Here is a 20406-nt window from a genome sequence, read left to right as displayed (position 1 = left end):
CGCAAGAGCCATTCACCACCGAACCCTAGGCCCTATTGCGTAACCACTGCAAAAACCCCTTCTTCGCCACCACCGTAGGCACTTCCTGGGTCAACGACTGCGCCTTGTTCAAACGGAATTCCAGCAACGCCTTCATTGCTTCGTTGATGTCATGCCGCGCGTCCAGGCACGGTTTGAGGTAATCCTTCTCGATCCGGTACAGGCTGCAAGCGGTCTTGGCGCTGAAATCTGCCGGCATCGCCGTGTCCGACAAAATCCCGCCCTCGCCAATCACCTCGCCCGGCCCCATCCGCCCGGATTCGAACTTGACCCCGTTACGGCTCAGCTGCACCGAGACCACGCCGGATTCGATGATGAACAGGTGATCGCTGACCTCCCCCGCCGGCAGGATCATTTCACCGGCGCGGAAGGTTTGCCGTGTCATGTTCTGACTGAACGTTTCTTTCTCTTCCAGGCGCAGGGTCGAGAAAATGCTCGAGCTGTCCAGCAACGCACGTGGCCGCGAAAGGTCGGAAGGCACGTTGGTTTCGACGGTCGACAACAGGCTGACACCGGACGCCTGCAAGTGTCGGTAGGCCAGATCGAACAACAGATTGCGGACCATGCGTTTCTGATCCATGGAGACCACGAAGCCGCTGATTTCATATTCCACGCCGCTGGCACTGGAGCTTTTCAATGCGACACAGGGTGCCGGTTTGTTCAGCAGATAACGGCACCCTTGCATCGCCCGCTCCAGCGCGTCGATCACCGTATGCGGGCGCGCATGCGGGCTCAGTTGCAGGCTGATCGAGACGCCAAAGATATCGCTGGGCCGGCTGAAATTGATGATCTTGGCCTTGGCCGCCAGCGAGTTGGGAATCACCGCCATGCTGCCCTGGGAGGTTTGCAGGCGCGTGGCGCGCCAGTCGATATCGATGACCCGGCCCTCGGTGCCGTCGATGGAGATCCAGTCATCGAGTTGATAGGGTTTGGTGGTGTTGAGGACGATCCCGGAGAACACGTCGCTGAGGGTGCTTTGCAACGCCAGGCCGACGACGATCGCCAAGGCGCCGGAGGTGGCGAGCACGCCCTTGACCGGCAGTTCGAGCACGTAGGCCAGGGCCGCGATGACGGCGATCAGGAAGATCACCGCGCCGAGCAGGTCTTGCAGCAAGCGTCCGGTGTGCCCGACCCGTTGCATCATCAAGGCGCCGATCAGCACCGTCAGCGTGCGCGCGCCGAACAGCCACCAACCGATCTGCAAACCGGTGGCTGCCAGGTGCAGCGGCACGTTGTCGGCCCAGGGTGCCGGCTCCAACGGGTTCAAGCCTTCGTTGAACAGCAGGAGACTGAACAGCGAGAAAATCACCAGCCGTACGACCAGCTTCCAATTACTGCCACTGGCTGTGATCAAGCGCCACAACCCCAGATCGATCACGATCAGGACCAGGGCGCAAATCAATGGATGATCGGTAAGCAATGACAGCATCGAACAACTCCAGCCATGTACGGATGGGCACAGTGTAGGAGCAATTGCGGATCTGATAACACCCCCAAAAAAAGTGGGAGCGAGCCTGCTCGCGATAGCGCTCTGACAGTCACTGAATCGGTGGCTGTCCTGGCGCAATCGCGAGCAGGCTCGCTCCCACAGGGGATGTGTGTCGTCAGCCGTTATTGGCTATTGGTCAGGGTGTTGTAGCGGGTCATCAGGTTGCGGTAATCCGGAATCGAATCAACCGCTCATCCGACCGAAGCGGCCCGACTGAAAGTCGGCAAATGCTTGGTGGATTTCCTGCTCGCTGTTCATCACAAACGGGCCGTGACCCACGATCGGCTCGTCAATCGGCTCGCCGCTGAGCAGCAACACCACGGCATCGTCGTTGGCTTCCAGACTCAGCTGATGGCCGTTGCGTTCGAACAACGCCAGTTGCCCTTCACGCGCCAGCTCCTGGCCGTTGACCTGAACCGTGCCACGCAACACGACAAGCGCCGTGTTACGACCTTCATGCAGATCGAGGGTCAACAACTTGCCGCCGTTGAGGCGCAGGTCCCAGACATCGACCGGGGTGAACGTGCGGGCCGGGCCGGTATGACCGTCGAACTCGCCGGCGATCAAGCGCAGGCTGCCGGCGTTGTCCTTGAGCGGGAGTCTCGGGATGTCGCCATCGAGAATCGTCTGGTAACCGGCATCGGCCATTTTGTCCTTGGCCGGCAGGTTGACCCACAGCTGGACCATTTCCAGGGTTCCGCCGCTTTTGGCGAAGCCTTCAGAGTGGAACTCCTCATGAATGATCCCCGACGCGGCAGTCATCCATTGCACATCGCCCGGACCAATCTTGCCGCCGCTGCCGGTTGAATCGCGGTGTTCCAGCTCGCCTTTGTAGACGATGGTCACGGTTTCAAAACCGCGATGCGGGTGCTGGCCGACGCCACGACGCTCGGTGGTCGGAGTGAATTCAGCGGGCGCTGCATGATCGAGCAGCAAGAATGGGCTGATGTGTTTGCCCAGGTTGTCGTAGGAAAACAGCGTGCGAACCGGGAAGCCGTCGCCGACCCAGTGGGTCCGCGGGCTGGTGTAGATACCGATGATGTTTTTCATCCTGCCTCCAAATTCGTTGTTTGACGCGATGGACACAGCTTAAAACCGAACCCTTTAACGCACTAGACAGCAAAAATCGGCTTAAGCGTTCTATCTGGAGAACGATGGTGGCAGACCAGACACCTCCAATCAGCCGAGACACCTAGCGATTCATGACTTGCGGTCAACAGTGCTTTGCCCATTCAGCGGTTTTTCCCGGGGCGGCAGCCGGGGATACTCCTGCCCATTCCCACTGCAACCCCTGGAGTCATTGATGTCTATTCCCGCATTCGGTCTTGGTACCTTTCGCTTGCAAGGCCAGGTGGTCATCGATTCGGTGAGCACCGGCCTGGCGTTGGGCTACCGGGTCATCGACACCGCGCAAATCTACGAGAACGAAGCTGAAGTCGGCGAGGCCATCACCGCCAGTGGCATCCCTCGCGAAGAGTTGTTTATCACCAGCAAGATCTGGGTCGCCAACTTTGCCAAGGATCGACTGATCGACAGCCTCAAGGAAAGCCTGCGCAAACTGCAAACCGACTACCTGGACCTGACGCTGATCCACTGGCCGTCCCCGGAAGATCAAGTGCCGGTCGAAGAATTCATGGGCGCCTTGCTCGAAGCCAAACGACTGGGCCTGACCCGTCAGATTGGCGTGTCCAACTTCACCGTTGACCTGATGAAACAGGCCATCGCCGCTGTCGGTGCCGACAACATCGCCACCAACCAGATCGAATTGCACCCGTACCTGCAAAACCGCAAGGTCGTCGAATTTGCGCAGAGCCAGGGCATTCAGATCACCTCGTACATGACCCTGGCCTATGGCGAAGTGCTCAAAGACCCGGTCATTCAGCAGATTGCCGAGCGTCTTCAGGCCACCCCGGCCCAAGTCACGCTGGCCTGGGCCATGCAACTGGGTTATGCGGTGATTCCGTCTTCGACCCAGCGCGCCAACCTGCAAAGCAATCTGCAAGCCTGCAGCCTGACGTTGAGCGAGGCCGACATGGCGTTGATCGCAGGTCTTGATCGCGGCCAGCGATTGACCAGCCCCAAAGGCATCGCGCCGCACTGGGATTAAGCGTCAGCCCTGCTCAAGGCTCTGATCGAGACGTTGCATGGCGTGCTGCAATTGATCGACGGCTTCGTCGATCAGCGCTGCGCTGGCCAAGGCGCAGGCATGCTCCAGTTGCTCGCAACTTTCGATCAGATGCCGGGCGCCGACGATGCGCGCACCACCTTTGATACGGTGCGCGAGGTCTTTCAGCGCCGGTAGATTATCGTTTGCTTGCGCCTGTAGCAGGTTCTCGCGGTCCTCGCGGTTGGACTCCGCCAGTTTGCGTAACAATCGATCAATCTGCGTGCGATCACCACCGACGTAGGGTTCCAGCCCGCTCAAGTCGATCTGCGACGCTGGGGGGCATGCGCTCGTGGTCTCGACAAACCGCTCAGCCAGCCACCTGTCCAAGTCCGCCAGCCGGATCGGCTTGAACAGGCAATCGTCCATCCCCGCTTCAAGGCAACGGACTTTTTCTTCAGGTTGCGCATTGGCGGTGAAGCCCAGAATCAGTGTGCGCGGTACGCCTTGAGCACGTTCTTCATCACGGATCGCGCCGGTCAATTCATAACCGCTCAAATACGGCATATTGCAGTCTGTGATGACCACATCAAAGGCGTGGGTTAGCCACAGCCCGAGTGCCTGTTCCCCGTCCTTGGCCTCCATCACTCGATGCCCGAGATAAACGAGCTGGCTGGAAAGCAATTGCCGATTGGCCGGGTAATCGTCCACCACCAGCATCGTCAGCAGACGTGTGTATTTTAGTATTGCGCGATCCTCCGATTCGCCGGCCGGCAACGGTTTCAAGTCGACCGGCGACAAACTGATCTCGACCTCCGAACCCCGACCCACGACGCTACGCAGCGTCAGTCGCCCGCCCATCATTTCGCACAGCGTGCGACTGATGACCAGCCCCAGCCCCGAACCTTTGCAACCCGACGGCTGATGGCTGCCAACCTGAACGAAGGGACTGAACAAGCGCTGTTGATCAGCGTTGCTGATGCCAATGCCGCTGTCTCTAATGCGCATGTCGACCGTCAGATGGCCGGACAAACCAGGCACCACCCGCAGCGTCAGACTCACCTCGCCTTCACGGGTAAACTTGATCGCGTTGCTCAACAGGTTGGACAGCACCTGTTTGAAGCGCGTGGGATCGATCAGCACATCACGGTCACTGGCAGGGTCCAGATCGACCCGCCATAGCAGATTTTTCTCCCTGGCCAGCCCTTCGAACACCCGGCACACCGACGTCACCAATGCGTGAAGATTGACCCGCTCGGGCGTCAGGGACAAATGCCCGGATTCGATGCGTGCGATGTCGAGGATATCGCCGATCAACGCCAGCAGCTGCTGTGCTGCGGTCGACGCGACATCAATGGAAAAACGGTCGACTACGCCCTCTTGCGCGTGCTTATCGGCCATTTCAAGCATGCCGAGCAGGGCATTCATCGGCGTGCGGATTTCATGGCTCATGGTCGCCAGGAAAGTGGTTTTCGCCCGATTGGCATCGTCTGCCGCGTCCTTGGCTTCCTGCAATTGCTGCAACCACTGTTGTCGCTGACGGATCTGCCGACGCTGCCAGGCGATCCATCCCAGCGCCAGCAGCAACGCAGCCCCTGCCGCAGCAAACGCCTGCAAAATACGTTGGCGATGACGCAGCCAATAACTGTCCTCGACCACCACATCATTGCTCCAGCGGGCCACCAGCGTGTCCATTTCCTCGGGAGAAATGCTCAGCAATGCCTTGTTCAGAATCGACTGCAACTCCCGTGCATCCGGGCCGGTGGCCAGGCTGATGCGCGCCGGTTCGTCGCCCACGGTACTGCCGATACGTAAACGTCCCTGGTAATACCGGGAAATCAGGTAACGGGTGATGAACAACGAACTGAGCGCGGCGTCGGCCTGGCCTTTATTGACCAGATCCAGGCCCTCGGCCGGGCTTTGCACATCCACCATCCGCACGCCGGGCACACGGGCCTGAATGAAGGCACGCATCGGATGACTGTGATAAATCGCCAGGCGCTTGCCGCTCAGATCGTCAGGCGTTCTGGGGCTACCCGGTGTGACAGCACTCACCAGCGTGTACGGATTGGTTAAATAAGACCGGGTGAAGTGCAGTTCGGCGACGCCTTCGGTCGTGGGGATGATGGCGGGCAAGACGTCGATCTCGCCGGTCCTGAGTCGCCGGACCTGCTGGTCCAGGGATTGGCCGCGCAGCACGTTGAAATTCAAACCGCTGCGCTGGCTGATCAGTGTCAGCAATTGCGCGGTCAATCCGCTGAATCGCCCCTCGGTATCGTAGAACGTCAACGGCGCAAAGTTTTCGGCCACGCCCACGTTCACGGTCGGGTGCCGATCCAGCCAACGCTGCTCACTCTCACTCAGACTCACTCGTTGCTGACCCAAGACCTTCGCCTGGCCGGCACTCCAGCGTTGTTCGATGAGCGAGCGCTGATCCATCGGGATCGCCGCCAGTGCCTTGTCGATGATGCCCTTGAGCGCCAGGTTGTCCCGCGCCAGTGCGAAGCCGAACGGATTGGCGTCAAGGCCGGACGGTGCCACCAGGTGTATGTAATTGAGGTAGTTGTTGTTGATCAGGTAATTGGCGCTGATAAGGTCGCCGAGATAGACGTCATCCTGCCCATACGCCACCGCCCCGAGCGCATCGAGCGCCGACGAATACCGGTGCAGGCCCGCCTCGGGGTAGAACGATTCAACGGTTTGCGCCTGCAGATAGTCATCGGCCATGGCAATGCGTTTACCCGCCAGGTCCTCGGGCAGGTGCTCGTCGAGCCGGGTGACCAGCATCGGCTGATCTTCTGCGTAGGCGCTGGACAGGATCAGGTCGGGGTCGGCCGCTTCGAAGTTGTTCGAGGTACCGAGCAGATCCAGCTCGCCGTCTTTGAGCGCCTCCATGGCCGCTTCACGCGTGACATAGCGCAGCACCTCGATTTGCACGTTCAGCAATTGTGCTACCAGCACGGCGTAATCAGCGGTGATGCCTTCGAGCTCATCGTGATTGCGTGTCACCTCGAACGGCGGGTAGTCCGGCCCGGTTACCCCGAGGCGCAAGACTCGCTTGTCACGCAGCCATTGCCGGTCATTTTCATCCAGCTTGACCTGGTAGCCCTCTGCGCTCGAACGCCCCAGCAAGTGCAATTGCTTGGGCTCCTCGGCGATGGTGGCCGACGCTGGGGGCACGAGGCAAAACATCAGAAACAGCAGCAGGAAACGCACGGTCAGCGCACTCAGATCAAGTGATTGCGTATGGCGAAGTCGCGCAGATGCACCGCCGAGTTCAGCCGCAGTTTTTCGATCAGACGGGTCTTGTAGGTGCTGACGGTCTTGTGGCTCAAGTGCATGAGTTCAGCAATTTCCTTGTTTTTAACCCCCCGGGCCAGGTATTGCAGGATGGTCAACTCTCGGTTGGAAAGATTGTCGATCATCTGTCTTTCGCTGTGTTGCACCGTATCCAGCGACCCGGCGGACAGCTGCGTGAAATAGGTATACCCAGAAATAACTGCTTGCACGGCTTTGTGCAATTGACCCAAGTTGTTGGTCTTGGAGACATACGCCAAGGCCCCGGCGCGCATGCAGCGTTCTTGAAAGAACAACGGATCCAGGGAGGTGAATACCAGCACCACACACTTCCATTGGTTGCCTTTGATTCGCTCCAACACATCCAGCCCGTTCCCGCCGGGCATGACCAGATCCAGAATGACCAGATCGACCGTATGCTCACGCAATATCGACAACGCCTCGCCAACGCTGGCCGCTTCATGAATCCGCTTGAAACCTTCCTGCTCGAGTACAAGCATCACTGCAGCGCGAACCACAGGATGATCGTCGGCAATCAGCACTGACTTCATGGCAACTCCCTGTGCAAAGACTCGACGAATGCCCGCCGGACAAAGACGGGGCAGACGCTACGGCTGCGCCAAGACTCTTGCATGGGCGAAAGCAGGAATCTACCTGTAAGAAATGACAGTGGCGACGAACGGTAATAGCGAATCAACCGGCAGTCTGCGCAGATCGCACGCTCAGCCAAGGGTATTGGTCTTCGCTCAGCGGTGGATCGATCATCGTCATCAGCCGCTGGATGCACGTCAAATCAGGCAGAGGTGCGTGGCTGACCTGAACCCTTTGCGTTCCAACCGCCGGGGTCGGCGGCAACTGCGCCCGCTGACCGTCGAAAATCAGTGCGTTGCGCACTTGCCGGTTATCGAGGAAGTAGCCGAGCACATCCAGTTCGCCGCAGACCAGCGAGGCATTGACGACCACCAGATCGAACGGTTCGCAACCGTACTCGACCAGGCACAACATGGGCGCAAGGCCCTGCACGGGCGCCACCCGGTAATAGCCGAGTAGGTTGAACAGCCGCTCGATTTTCATCCGGTGGAAATGCTGCTCGTCGGCGATCAGGATACGCAGCGCTTTGTTCGGCATCGTAGCCTCCCTGGATATGGCGGATGTTGGAGGCGCAGGAGGCTACGGGAGATGCACGAAGGTTTCTGTAGGACTTTTCCTAAAAGTCCGTGGCCACCGCCGTTACTGCCAACCGAACCGACGAATGTAGAACCCCTTCACGGCCTGGGTCAGCCCCATGTAAGCCAGCAGAATCACCGGCAGGAACACAAAGTACAGCGACGGCAGTGCCTGCAGTTTGAAGTAATGCGCCAGCGGTCCCATCGGCAGGAAAATGCCCACAGCCATAATGACCCCGGTCATCACCAGCAGCGGCGTGGCTGCGCGGCTTTGCAGGAACGGGATTTTCGGCGTGCGGATCATGTGCACGATCAACGTCTGGGTCAGCAACCCGACCACGAACCAGCCGGACTGGAACAGGGTCTGGTGATCCGGGGTGTTGGCGTCGAACACGTACCACATCAAGGCAAACGTGGTGATGTCGAAGATCGAACTGATCGGGCCGAAAAACAGCATGAAGCGCCCAACGTCCGCCGGCTGCCAGCGTTGTGGTTGTTTGAGCATTTCGTCGTCGACGTTATCGAACGGGATGGCGATTTGCGAAATATCGTAGAGCAGGTTTTGCACCAGCAGGTGCATCGGCAGCATTGGCAGGAACGGAATGAACGCGCTGGCCACCAGCACCGAGAACACGTTGCCGAAGTTGGAACTGGCGGTCATCTTGATGTACTTGAGCATGTTGGCGAACGTGCGGCGCCCTTCCAGCACGCCCTCCTCCAGCACCATCAGGCTCTTTTCCAGCAGGATGATGTCCGCCGCTTCCTTGGCGATGTCCACGGCACTGTCCACCGAAATACCGATATCGGCGGTGCGCAGGGCCGGGGCGTCATTGATGCCGTCGCCCATGAAACCGACCACATGACCGTTGCCTTTGAGCAGGCGCACGATGCGCTCCTTGTGTGAAGGCGTGAGTTTGGCGAAGACGTTGGTGGTCTCGACCGCCACCGCCAACTGCGCGTCGCTCATGCGCTCGATGTCATTGCCCATCAGCAGGCCTTGTTGCTCCAGGCCGACTTCGCGGCAGATCTTGGCGGTCACCAGTTCGTTGTCGCCGGTCAGCACTTTGACCGCCACGCCGTGAGCCGCCAGGGCCTTGAGCGCAGGCGCGGTGCTTTCTTTGGGCGGATCAAGGAACGCCACGTAACCAATCAGCGTCAGTGCCTGTTCATCCGCCAGACTGTAGGTATCCCCGCCTTCGATCATCGACCGCGCGGCCACGGCCACCACCCGCAAGCCTTCGGCGTTGAACGCCGCAGTAACCTGACGAATGCGCGCCAGCAGTTCATCGGTCAGTGCTTCGTCGGCTTCGCCATGGCGCACCCGGGTGCACACCGCCAACACTTCTTCCACCGCTCCTTTGCAAATCAGCAGGTGCGGTTGATCACGCTCGGCAACCACCACTGACATGCGCCGGCGGGTGAAGTCGAACGGAATTTCATCGACCTTGCGAAAGGCGGTGCCGACTTTCAGCTCACGGTGGATTTCCACGTGTTCGAGCACCGCCACGTCCAGCAGGTTTTTCAGGCCGGTCTGGTAGTAGCTGTTGAGGTAAGCCATTTCCAGCACGTCATCGGAGTCGTTGCCCCAGACGTCGACGTTGCGCGCCAGAAAGATCTTGTCCTGGGTCAGGGTACCGGTCTTGTCGGTGCACAGCACGTCCATGGCACCGAAGTTCTGGATCGCGTCGAGGCGTTTGACGATGACCTTTTTGCGCGACAGGAACACCGCGCCCTTGGCCAGGGTCGAGGTCACGATCATCGGCAGCATTTCCGGGGTCAGGCCCACGGCAATCGACAGCGCGAACAGCAGCGCCTGGGTCCAGTCACCCTTGGTGAAACCGTTGATGAACAGCACCAGCGGCGCCATGACGAACATGAAGCGAATCAGCAGCCAGCTGACTTTGTTGACCCCGGTCTGGAATGAAGTCGGTGCGCGATCCGTGGCGCCGACCCGTTGGGCCAGGGCGCCGAAATAGGTGTTGTTACCGGTGGTCAGAATCACCGCGATGGCCGTGCCGGACACCACGTTGGTGCCCATGAACAGAATGTTGTCCAGGTCCAGAGGATTGTGCGTATCGCCGTTCTGCTGGTGGCGGAATTTTTCCACCGGCATCGATTCACCGGTCATCGCCGCCTGGCTGACGAACAGGTCCTTGGCGCTGAGCACCCGGCAATCGGCAGGAATCATGTCGCCGGCCGACAAGACGATCAGATCCCCCGGGACCAATTGCTTGATCGGCACTTCGCTGCGCAACGCATCCCCGCGCAGCACCGTGGCGGTGTTGCTGACCATCGCCTTGAGGGCGTCGGCGGCCTGGTTGGATTTGGTTTCCTGCCAGAAGCGCAGCAAGGTCGAGAGCACCACCATCGAGAAAATCACGACGGCGGCTTTCATGTCCTCGGTCAGCCAGGAGATGACCGCCAGCAAGGTCAGCAGCAGGTTGAACGGGTTTTTGTAGCAGTGCCAAAAATGGGTCCACCACGGCAGCGGTTGCTCGTGCTCGACCTCGTTGAGGCCAAACTGCTCGCGCAGGGTGTCGGCTTCGAGTTCGCTCAGGCCGTCGGTGTGGCTACCGAGGTTGTTCAGCAGTTGACCGGTGTCGCTGTTGGCGGCGCTGACCAGGGTTTGCGCGAGCGTCGGCGGCACTTCGCGGCTGACAGGGAGGTCGGTGAAGCTTTCCAGCAGCGCCAGGCGACGGAAGTGCCGGGCAATGTGGCGGGTGCGCAAGAATCCGGCGAAGAATTCTTTGAGCAGGGTCAGGTTCATGGCAGTTCCCCCAGGGTCGGCCAGGAAACCGTCGAGCAGGCGTGTCAAGTCGCTGCGATGTCGACGGCAAAGTCGAACACCACACACGGTTCAGCATCGAAGAGAGGGGCATCGGGACGCAGGTCAGGACTGACTGCGATCGGGAGGCCGCTGCTCGCTATCAGGCGAGACAACGGCACACAGGTGGCGCGTTATCTTGCCGGGAAGGTGCCGGTTATCAAAACCGGCCGACTACTGTCACTCGAACAAGTACCCACTGTGGGTCTCCGTAATGGATGAAAACGCGCGAAGCTTACGCCCCGATTTCCACAGAGTAAACGATGCCAAGGCGCCGGATTGGGGAATTGAAGGGTTCTTCAGGAAGGGTTCAGGATAGAGGTCAGATCGCCCCCTTGAGCCGCTGCGTCGCCAGCGACTGTAGATCCTGTGCTGCGCAGAATAACCAACTGACGAAACTTTCATGGTTCGACGTGAACTCTCGACATCACCCGCCAGTCAGCTAAATAAGCCCTCACTTCAAGGCGCCAACGCTGATGCAGATTTCCCTCAAGCAACAAGTCGCCCTGGTGACCGGTGCCAGTTCCGGCATCGGCGCAGGGTGCGCCAAGGCCCTGGCCGATGCCGGTGCTGCGGTGGTGCTCAATTACAACTCCGAGGCTGAACCCGCCGAAGAACTGGCCCGGCAGATCATCGCTGAAGGCGGTCGGGCGATTGCCATTGGCGCTGATGTTTCAAAAGAACAAGAGGTCGAACGCTTGTTCGCACACACCCTCGAAGCCTTCGGTTCGCTGGACATTCTGGTGGCCAATTCGGGTATGCAAAAAGATGCACCTGCCGTGGAGATGAGCCTCGCCGACTGGAACCAGGTGATCGGCGTCAACCTCACCGGACAGTTCCTCTGCGCCCGCGCCGCCCTGCGCATTTTCAACCGCCAGGGTGTTCGTGAAGGCGTGTCCCGGGCCGCCGGTAAAATCATCCATATGAGCTCGGTGCACCAACGCATTCCCTGGGCTGGACATGTCAACTACGCAGCCTCCAAGGGCGGTGTCGACATGCTGATGCAAACGCTCGCCCAGGAAGTCAGCCACCAGCGCATCCGCATCAACGGCATCGCGCCGGGGGCGATTCGCACCGCAATCAATCGCGCCGCCACCGAAGGCGCGGCTGAGCAGGAGTTGCTCAAACTTATCCCTTATGGCCGGGTTGGTGATGTCGAGGATGTCGCCAATGCGGTGGTTTTCCTCGCTTCCGATGCCTCCGACTACATCGTCGGCACCACGCTGTTCATCGACGGCGGCATGAGCCTCTATCCGGAGTTTCGCGGCAATGGCTGATCATCATCCCGAACGACAAAGCGCCATCGACGCCCACGGCATCATCGGCGACATGCGCAGCGCAGCACTGGTCAATGACCGGGGCAGCGTGGATTTTTTCTGCTGGCCGGAGTTCGACAGTCCGTCGATTTTCTGCTCGTTGCTGGACACGCCTGAGGCCGGGATTTTTCAGTTGTCACCGGACTTGCCTGATGCGCGTCGCGAGCAGATTTACCTGCCCGATACCAACGTGTTGCAAACCCGCTGGCTCAGCGAGCGCGCCGTGGTCGAAATCACCGACCTGCTCCCCATCGGCGATAGCGAAGATGATCTGCCGCTGCTGATGCGCCGTGTTCGTGTGGTCAGCGGCCAGGCAACGTTTCGCATGCGCTGCGCGGTGCGTCATGACTACGCCCGCGCCAACACCAGCGCCCGTCTGGATGAACAGGACGTGATCTTCGAGGCCGACGACCAGCCGTCCATGCGGCTCGCCTCGGATCAGCTTCTACAGATTGACGGCAACGCGGCGGTGGCCAAATTCACTCTCAAACAAGACCAGTGCGCCGAATTCCTGCTCGGCGGACTCGATGATCCGCGCTTCAAGGAAGGCGCCGCCGCGCTGTGCATGGAGCGCACAATGAAATTCTGGCGCGACTGGACCGGCAAATCCAGCTACCGCGGCCGCTGGCGAGAAATGGTCAACCGCTCGGCCCTGGCGCTGAAGCTGCTGACCTCACGCAAACACGGCGCGATCCTCGCCGCCGCCACATTCGGCTTGCCGGAATCCCCGGGCGGCGAACGCAACTGGGACTACCGCTACACCTGGATCCGCGACGCCTCGTTCACCGTCTACGCCTTCATGCGCCTGGGTTATGTCGACGAGGCCAATGCCTACATGAGTTGGTTGCGCGGGCGGGTCAGTGATTGCCACGGCAATTCCATGAAACTCAACATCCTCTATGCCATCGACGGCCGCCAGGAACTGCCGGAAACCGAACTGTCGCACCTGTCCGGCCATGGCGGCGCAACGCCAGTGCGGATCGGTAACCAGGCCTACGATCAGGTTCAGCTCGATATCTTCGGCGAGCTAATGGACGCGGTGTACCTGGTCAACAAATACGGCGACGCCATCTCCCATGAGGGCTGGAAACACGCGGTGGAAGTTGTGGATCAGGTCTGCGAAACCTGGCAGCAACAGGACGTGGGCATCTGGGAAATGCGCGGCGAGCAGCATCATTTTCTGCATTCGCGACTGATGTGCTGGGTTGCTCTGGACCGGGCCATTCGCCTCGCTTCGAAGCGCTCGCTGCCCGCCCCGTTCGCCCGCTGGGACCAGACCCGCCAGGCCATCTACGCCGACATCTGGGAAAATTTCTGGAACGAAGAACGCGGGCATTTCGTCCAGCACATCGGCGGCACCGCGCTGGATGGCTCGATGTTGCTGATGCCGCTGGTGCGCTTCGTCAGCGCCAAGGATCCGCGCTGGCTCGCCACCCTCGATGCGATTGAAAAAACCCTGGTGCGTGACGGCATGGTCTATCGCTATCGCAACGATGACAGTCAGATCGATGGCCTGGGCGGCACGGAAGGTGCCTTCGCCGCGTGTTCATTCTGGTACGTCGAATGCCTGGCCCGGGCGGGTCGCGTGGAAAAAGCGCATCTGGAGTTCGAACAGCTGCTGAGGTACGCCAACCCGCTGGGCTTGTATGCCGAAGAGTTCGACAGCCAGGCGCGTCATCTGGGAAATACGCCGCAAGCGTTGACGCATCTGGCATTGATCAGTGCGGCGTGTTTTCTCGATCGGAAATTGAGTGGGGAGAAAAATTACTGGCAGCCTTGAGATGGCGTCGCCCCTATCGCGAGCAAGCTCGCTCCCACATTGACCGTGTTCACTCAGATCACCTGTGGGAGCGAGCCTGCTCGCGATAGGGCCATCAGCCTCAACACAAGACTGACTGAACGCCTCATCTGCAACCGACAGAGCCTGTCGGAAACTTCCCGTTTCAGAGTGCCGTTTGTAGGACCACTATTTGCTCGCGGCACGCTTAAACGCGGCCTGACTGAATAAACACGCCTCGCCACGAGGTGCGCAGGCCATTTCCCTACATTGACTAAACAACCGTTGCTGTTTACCTGTCCGACACCTGGTTCCTACAGCCGGAAATACCTTGTTGCCAGCTGTTACAACCCCACCTACCATCGACGCTCAACGGGTACAGCGGAGCTGTCCAACAAAACCCGAATTCAAGGAACCAGAATGACTCAACGCATCCACCGCCCCATCGACTCTCCCCTGCGGTCAGGTCTGAACCGCGATGAATTGTGGGAAGACCACGACAAAGGCCTGATCAAATGCTGGGAAATCGGCCGCCAACGTGCCGCCCGATTCCCCGAACTCGCCCAACGTTGCCTTGTCGGCGAGCTGCCGGTACTGGGTTGGAAAGGTGGCGTCAGCCGCAGCCTGAAGAAACTTGAAAAATACGGATCCCTCAAATACCTCGCCCAGTGGCAGGGTTTGCGCGGAGAAGATCTGGATGTTGATCTGGATAAAGAGCGGGCGCTGACCTGTTCACGGACCAGGATGGTGGTGACGTTTACACCGGACCGGTCGAAATACTTCAATCAAGTGGCGGAAACCGAAGCCTAGGCAGCGGGCCGAAACAGCCACGTGGGTGCTGGCGGGCTTGGGGCACGGCATCCCCGAAGAAGCACCTGAAGCGATGCTCAAGGCATTACTGGATCTGCTGAAGGGCTGACGGAAAACCGTTCGCGATAGGCTTGTGGCGTCACGCCCATTCCCCGCAGGAAGCTGCGGCGCAACGTTTCTTCGCTGCCGAATCCGCACTGTACGGCAATGCGTTTGATCGGCACGCCGGTGTCGCTGAGTAACCGGCGCGCCGTCTCGACCCGGATCAGTTCAATGGCCCGGGCCGGGGTCTGGCCTGTGTCAGCGCGATAGTGACGCACGAAACTGCGTTCGCTCATGCCCGCCTGCAGCGCCAGGGTTGGAATACCAAGGTCTTTGGTCAGATTTTCGCTGATCCAGGCGTGTAACTCGTCGAACCGGTTGCCTTCCTTTTGCAGGGACAAGGTCACGCTGAACTGCGACTGGCCACCCGGCCGCTTGAGAAAAACCACCAATTGTCGCGCGACTTCCAGGGCCATCGAGCGGCCGAGGTCTGCTTCGACCATCGCCAACGCCAGGTCGATGCCCGCGGTGACCCCGGCCGAGGTCCACACCGGACCGTCGTTGATAAAGATGGGATTGGGTTCGACCCGCAGTTGCGGATGCTTCTGCGCCAACTGCTCGCAGCGGGTCCAGTGGGTGACGACGCGCCGACCGTCGAGCCAGCCACTCGCCGCCAGCAAAAAGGCCCCGGTGCAGACTGACGAAACCCGCCGACAAGCCTTCGCGTGTTCTCGCACCCACGCTACCAACGGTGCGTCTTCCGCTGCGGCATACACGCCCCAGCCGCCCGCGATGATCAAAGTATCGCTGCCTTGCTCGGGCAACGGTTCGGCCAGCAGCGCCAATCCCGCCGACGACATCACCGTCCCGCCGCCACTGGCAATCACTGTTGGTGCATAGGGCGGTGGCACTCCGTGCTGGCGGGCGATGTCGTTGGCCGAGGCGAACACCTGCAACGGCCCGGTGACATCGAGCAATTGCACGTTGGCGAACGCGAGCACATGAATGGTTTTCGGCATGATTGGCGTAATTCGTGGGGTGATTGGCGTATACGCCAGATCCTACGAGCCTAGAGTGAAGTCGTCCACCCCACTTCATGAGAAAAACGCCATGACGTTGCAGATCGGTTTTCTGTTGTTTCCACAGGTTCAACAACTGGACCTCACAGGCCCTTACGACGTGTTGGCTTCGCTGCCGGACGTGAAGGTGCATCTGATCTGGAAGGACCTGGTGCCGGTCACCGCGAGCACGGGGCTAGTGCTGAAACCGACCACGACCTTCGACGATTGCCCGGCGCTGGATGTGATCTGCATTCCCGGTGGCAGCGGTGTCGGGCCGTTGATGGAAGATGAGCAGACGCTGACCTTTATCAAGGCTCAAGCCGCACATGCACGGTACGTCACATCGGTTTGCACCGGGGCACTGGTGCTTGGTGCGGCGGGTCTGCTGAAGGGCAAACGCGCGACCACTCACTGGGCTTATCACGAACTGTTGGCACCGTTGGGGGCGATCCCGGTAAAGGATCGGGTGGTGCGCGATGGCAACCTGCTGACCGGCGGCGGGATTACCGCTGGGATCGACTTTGCCCTGACCCTGGCAGCCGAATTGTTCGATAAAGACACGGCCGAGCTGGTGCAGTTGCAACTGGAATACGCGCCGGCACCACCGTTCCAGTCAGGCAGCCCTGACACAGCGCCGCCGGGTGTCCTGGCAGAAGCGCAACGGCGTGCGGCACCGTCGCTGCAACAACGGACGCAGATTACCGAGCGAGCAGCGGCCAGACTGTAAGTCGTACTTTTTCACAGGCGAAAAAAAACCCGCCTAGGCGGGTTTCTCAAGACCATTTTCGACATCCTGTCGGCAGCCATCCTGGCCAATGGTCGATCATCCGTGATCCTGAGCACTCCCTGTGCTTCAGTTGATGGAGCCAGATTAACGGCATCGGTGAAGTATAAAAAGACGACATACCCGTTAGCGGGTGTAAGCGTTTGACCACTGACGTCAAAAACCTGGGCGCCTTTATCTGTCGAAGGAGGCAGATCCAGGAGACCGCAGTTTTCAGCAGACGAAAAAAAACCCGCCGAAGCGGGTTTTCCCAAGACCATATCGACTCCCTGTCGGCAGCGAATCCTTGCTAATGGTCGATCGTCCATGATCCTGGAGCACTTCCTGTGCTTCAGTTGATGAGGCTAGATTACGCTTCGGATCCAATGTGCAATAGACGACATAGCTACCATCGCGTGTAAGACATTCGCTATAACCACCCTTCCGTAAACCCTTAGACGGCTAAGGTATCCAGCAATCAAACCCCGGTTTCTGCTGCCTGTAGCTGACTTTGCCCTGTCAGGGCAACCGTCAGCCCATTGCCACAGCCGTCATTCTTCCTGACGCTCGCGGGTCTTGGTGCTGGTCTTGAGAAATTCTTCGATATTGTTCATCTGCTCATCCCATCCACGGCTGTCCATGCGGAACGCCTTGAGCCTGCGCGATTGCGGGATGTGGTCGAAACCGGACTCGGTAACCTTCAGCAAGGTGCCGTCATCCATGTCTTCGAGCTCGAACTTCACCAAGGTCGTGGGTTCCTGGGAGTAATCGACCTCCGGCTCCACCGCATAGGGGTGCCAGCGAAAGGAAAACACCCGCTCGGGCTCGACCCGTTCCACTAACACATTCCACAGCAAGTGCTCATAGCCGGGGTACGTGATCTGCCCCTGGGTCCATTCACCGGCGACAAAACGCTTGCCCTCCAGCGAAACGCCAAACCACTGCCCAAAGGCTTCGGCATTGGCCACCACGCGCCACACCTTCGAACGCGGCACTTTGAGCAAAATCTTCCTTTCAATGCGATCTGATGCAGGGTTCATAAGCCACCTCCTGTACTGAACAGTAGGCCTGTAAGACCACAAGACCAACCTTAAAGTTGTATCAACGGGGAGTTGTTATCAAGTGTGCCTGTAATATTCGGCCGCATTTGCGCTGCTAAGTTCTGGCGTGGAACGTTGGTCAATCAATGAAACTGCTAACGTGCGCAGCGCCGTCATTCATACAAACGAGATTCACTGGACAGGACCCACGCGATGAAAAGCCTGCATGGCAGCTGTTTATGCAAAGCCATCGAGTACGAACTCGACAACCTCGACATGCCCATCAGCCACTGCCACTGCAAAACCTGCCGTAAAGCACACGCAGCGGCATTTGCATCGACAGCCGGGGTGATGCGCGAACACTTTCGCTGGATCAAGGGCCAGCCTCTGCTGAACAGCTATGAATCCTCACCGGGCAAGCTGCGGCATTTCTGTTCGGTCTGCGGCTCACACTTGATGGCGGAGCGCCTGGCCCAGCCTCACGTCATCATTCGTGTGGCCACGCTGGATGATGATCCGGGCATGACGCCTCAAGCCCATATCTGGACCTCACATGACGTGCCGTGGCTTGAACATCAATCGATTCAAAAATACCCCGAATGGCAGGTGTAGATTCCCGGATATTCCAGGGCGCTACAATGCGCCGAACCTCCCATGTCACAGCGAGCCTACCCCATGCACCCACGCTTCCTTCTGGCGCTGACGCCATTGCTGCTGCTCAGCACCGTCACCCATGCCGCAGACTGCGACAACGCCACTGACCAGGCCACGATGAACCAGTGTGCGGCGCAGCAGAACAAGGCGGCTGACAAGGAGTTGAATGCGCTTTACCAGCAGATTACCAACCGTTTGAAGAGCACTCCGGACAGCAAGAAGCTGTTGGTCAGCGCGCAGCGTTCGTGGGTTGCGTTTCGGGATGCCGAGTGCACGTTCTCGAGCGCTGGGGTCGAGGGCGGGAGTGCTTATCCGCTGATCTACAGCAACTGCGTCACTGAGCTGACCAAGGCGCGGGTGCAGACTTTCAGGAATTACTTGAAATGTCAGGAGGGGGATTTGAGCTGCCCGGTGCCGGGGGCTTGACGCTCCAAAGACCTACGGGACCTATCGTCGGATCGCCGCCCGGACCAGGCTCGCGCCCACATTTAACCGGTAAACATCGGTCGATGTGGGAGCGAGCCAACTCGCGATGGCGTCAGTTCAAGCGTCGCAGTTACCGGACAAATATCTGCGCCGTGGTAATCGCCATATCCCCGCCCGGCATCTTGATGCTGCCGATCTGCTTCAGGCTGTCGGCATCAAAGATCGCCACGTCATTGAACGTCCCCGCCAGGTAGATCTTGCTGCCGTCCTTGTTGAAGGAAATGCAGTAGTAGGAATGATCCAGCGTCGCGGACTGCAGCATTTTCTTCTCCTTGATGTCGTACTTGGCCAGACGGTTGAGCACGCCGTACATCAGGTTCGGGTCCTTGGGTGAACGCATGCCGCTGAAATAGATTTCCGTCAGGGGACCGAAGTCGGTGGTTTCGGTCTTGCCGGTTTTCAGGTCAATGCTGAACAGCCCGTACAGGTACTCGGCGGTCAGTGGATCCTGCTTCTTGTCCTTGAATTTCGCGGTGGTGTAGAGCAGCGAGAAGTCATGGCGGTAAGTTTGCTGGTTCCACACGTAGAGCACGTCCGGCGCGGCGTAGTTCGCACGTTTCCAGTGACGGCTGGGGATCAGCACGTCGAACTTTCCGGTTTTCACGTCAACCTTGTAGACATCCGCCCCGGCCACGTACAGCGTACCGTCGTCACCGCTTTGCATGATGGTCAGTTGCCGCGGCGCCGGGAAGCTGCGCACGGGTTTGGCGTCCATGCCGGCGTCGGTGGCGTACACGTCGAGCCGCGGCTGCTGCACCTCATAGCGGTCATTGAGCATCAACGTCGGGTTGGCAATGGTGAACAGTTCCTTGCCGTCATGGCTGAGGGTGAAGGCGAACATCGACCGCGCCTTCTCCCCCGGTTTCTGCGTGATGCTGGCGTGGAACACCTGCTTGCAACTGTCCAGTTCGACGCCGTAGACATCGGCGTAGTGGTTGTTCAACACGTAAGCGGTCTTGCGGTCCGGCGACAACTGGATGGTGCCGGGCCCGAAGGCGTCCGGCATCTTGCAGGTCTTGAACACGGTGTCGGTCGCCAGATCGATGACGTGCAGGTTGTTCGGGTAATTGGTGGTCAACATGTACTCGTGACCATCTTGTAGCGCAGTGTTTTCATCGGCCAGAACGTTGAACGAACAGACGCTCAGGACGGCAAATGCGGCCAGGCCGCAGGCTTTGATGCGATGCATGCTGGAATCCTTCTTCTCTGTCCGATCACTTGTCTTTTGGAAAGACAGTCCCGAGGTTGCGCCAGTTTTCGTTGGACGCCTGGGCATCCTTGTTCCAGTCCGGGTAGGTGCTCATCATGTCCGGCACCTGGGCCGGCCACCAGCACGGATCGGAGCAGCCATACAGGTCGGCTTCCATCGGCTGACAGAGCGACGACACACCGCCAAAGGCATCGATCTCCCAACCCGGGTCGGTGGTCGAGGCGCAGCCGGCGACGGAACTCATCGCCACCACTTCTTCAATGCGGTTTTCTGCCGCGGCCTCATCGAGTTTCAGCGCTTTATTATTGATTGCCTTGAGATGTTTCAT

Annotated in this window: 17 protein-coding genes; 7 read left to right on the top strand and 10 right to left on the bottom strand. The window is 59.3% G+C overall.

Annotated elements, in window-relative coordinates; all coding sequences use genetic code 11:
* Positions 1–25: 25 nt before the first annotated feature.
* Complete coding sequence (locus ACM6I0_RS06375) at positions 26–1468, bottom strand: mechanosensitive ion channel domain-containing protein (RefSeq protein WP_414921752.1); 1443 nt, start codon at positions 1466–1468, stop codon at positions 26–28.
* Between the two features lie 243 nt (positions 1469–1711).
* On the bottom strand, positions 1712–2578 hold the full coding sequence (locus tag ACM6I0_RS06370) for a pirin family protein (protein WP_414921751.1): 867 nt from the start codon (positions 2576–2578) through the stop codon (positions 1712–1714).
* 253 nt (positions 2579–2831) lie between these two features.
* Here ACM6I0_RS06370 and dkgB point away from each other — a divergent pair, with 253 nt between their 5' ends.
* Complete coding sequence (gene dkgB / locus ACM6I0_RS06365; RefSeq protein ID WP_285436122.1) at positions 2832–3635, top strand: 2,5-didehydrogluconate reductase DkgB; 804 nt, start codon at positions 2832–2834, stop codon at positions 3633–3635.
* Positions 3636–3638: 3 nt separating this feature from the next.
* Here the strand turns inward: dkgB and ACM6I0_RS06360 are convergent, their stop codons facing one another.
* The 4 genes from ACM6I0_RS06360 to mgtA form a co-directional block, all read right to left on the bottom strand.
* The gene (locus ACM6I0_RS06360) at positions 3639–6824 is read right to left on the bottom strand and encodes a transporter substrate-binding domain-containing protein (protein ID WP_414921784.1); all 3186 of its coding nucleotides are present in this window, start codon (positions 6822–6824) and stop codon (positions 3639–3641) included.
* A 35-nt stretch (positions 6825–6859) separates the two neighbouring features.
* Positions 6860–7480 carry a response regulator transcription factor gene (locus ACM6I0_RS06355; protein WP_285436124.1) on the bottom strand — a complete coding sequence of 207 codons (621 nt, stop codon included), beginning with the start codon at positions 7478–7480 and terminating at the stop codon, positions 6860–6862.
* A 142-nt stretch (positions 7481–7622) separates the two neighbouring features.
* On the bottom strand, positions 7623–8057 hold the full coding sequence (locus ACM6I0_RS06350; protein ID WP_285436126.1) for a response regulator: 435 nt from the start codon (positions 8055–8057) through the stop codon (positions 7623–7625).
* Between the two features lie 102 nt (positions 8058–8159).
* Positions 8160–10862, bottom strand: a complete 2703-nt coding sequence (gene mgtA / locus ACM6I0_RS06345) for a magnesium-translocating P-type ATPase (protein ID WP_285436128.1) — start codon at positions 10860–10862, stop codon at positions 8160–8162.
* Positions 10863–11395: 533 nt separating this feature from the next.
* Here mgtA and ACM6I0_RS06340 point away from each other — a divergent pair.
* The 3 genes from ACM6I0_RS06340 to ACM6I0_RS06330 all read left to right on the top strand — a co-directional run bounded on the left by ACM6I0_RS06340 (position 11396) and on the right by ACM6I0_RS06330 (position 14822).
* A complete protein-coding gene (locus ACM6I0_RS06340; RefSeq protein WP_285436130.1) occupies positions 11396–12196 on the top strand; it encodes a glucose 1-dehydrogenase in 801 nt (266 codons plus the stop codon).
* Positions 12189–14015 (top strand): glycoside hydrolase family 15 protein, encoded by a 1827-nt coding sequence (locus ACM6I0_RS06335; RefSeq protein ID WP_414921750.1) that lies wholly within the window; start codon positions 12189–12191, stop codon positions 14013–14015. Before ACM6I0_RS06340 ends, ACM6I0_RS06335 begins: the two co-directional genes overlap by 8 nt.
* Before the next feature lie 417 nt (positions 14016–14432).
* Positions 14433–14822, top strand: coding sequence for a hypothetical protein (locus ACM6I0_RS06330; protein WP_414921749.1), 390 nt, complete (start codon positions 14433–14435; stop codon positions 14820–14822).
* A 77-nt stretch (positions 14823–14899) separates the two neighbouring features.
* Here the strand turns inward: ACM6I0_RS06330 and ACM6I0_RS06325 are convergent, their stop codons facing one another.
* Positions 14900–15883 (bottom strand): GlxA family transcriptional regulator, encoded by a 984-nt coding sequence (locus ACM6I0_RS06325; RefSeq protein WP_414921748.1) that lies wholly within the window; start codon positions 15881–15883, stop codon positions 14900–14902.
* A gap of 91 nt (positions 15884–15974) precedes the next feature.
* Between ACM6I0_RS06325 and inhA the strand changes: the two genes are divergently transcribed.
* Complete coding sequence (inhA, locus tag ACM6I0_RS06320) at positions 15975–16652, top strand: isonitrile hydratase (RefSeq protein ID WP_414921747.1); 678 nt, start codon at positions 15975–15977, stop codon at positions 16650–16652.
* Between the two features lie 587 nt (positions 16653–17239).
* Here the strand turns inward: inhA and ACM6I0_RS06315 are convergent.
* Entirely contained in the window at positions 17240–17728 is a 489-nt protein-coding gene (locus ACM6I0_RS06315; protein WP_414921746.1) for an SRPBCC family protein, read from the bottom strand.
* A 213-nt stretch (positions 17729–17941) separates the two neighbouring features.
* Here ACM6I0_RS06315 and ACM6I0_RS06310 point away from each other — a divergent pair, with 213 nt between their 5' ends.
* Entirely contained in the window at positions 17942–18340 is a 399-nt protein-coding gene (locus tag ACM6I0_RS06310; protein WP_414921745.1) for a GFA family protein, read from the top strand.
* A 63-nt stretch (positions 18341–18403) separates the two neighbouring features.
* Positions 18404–18808 (top strand): lysozyme inhibitor LprI family protein, encoded by a 405-nt coding sequence (locus ACM6I0_RS06305; protein WP_285436145.1) that lies wholly within the window; start codon positions 18404–18406, stop codon positions 18806–18808.
* A gap of 130 nt (positions 18809–18938) precedes the next feature.
* Here ACM6I0_RS06305 and peaD read toward each other — a convergent pair whose 3' ends face one another.
* Both peaD and qhpC read right to left on the bottom strand, forming a co-directional pair.
* Positions 18939–20057, bottom strand: a complete 1119-nt coding sequence (peaD, locus tag ACM6I0_RS06300) for a quinohemoprotein amine dehydrogenase subunit beta (protein ID WP_285436147.1) — start codon at positions 20055–20057, stop codon at positions 18939–18941.
* A 25-nt stretch (positions 20058–20082) separates the two neighbouring features.
* Positions 20083–20406 carry a quinohemoprotein amine dehydrogenase subunit gamma gene (qhpC, locus tag ACM6I0_RS06295; RefSeq protein ID WP_008145336.1) on the bottom strand — a complete coding sequence of 108 codons (324 nt, stop codon included), beginning with the start codon at positions 20404–20406 and terminating at the stop codon, positions 20083–20085.

Source organism: Pseudomonas sp. IT-P294, from assembly GCF_949767865.1.
GTDB lineage: Bacteria > Pseudomonadota > Gammaproteobacteria > Pseudomonadales > Pseudomonadaceae > Aquipseudomonas.
This window is presented reverse-complemented; position numbering and strand designations above follow the sequence as displayed.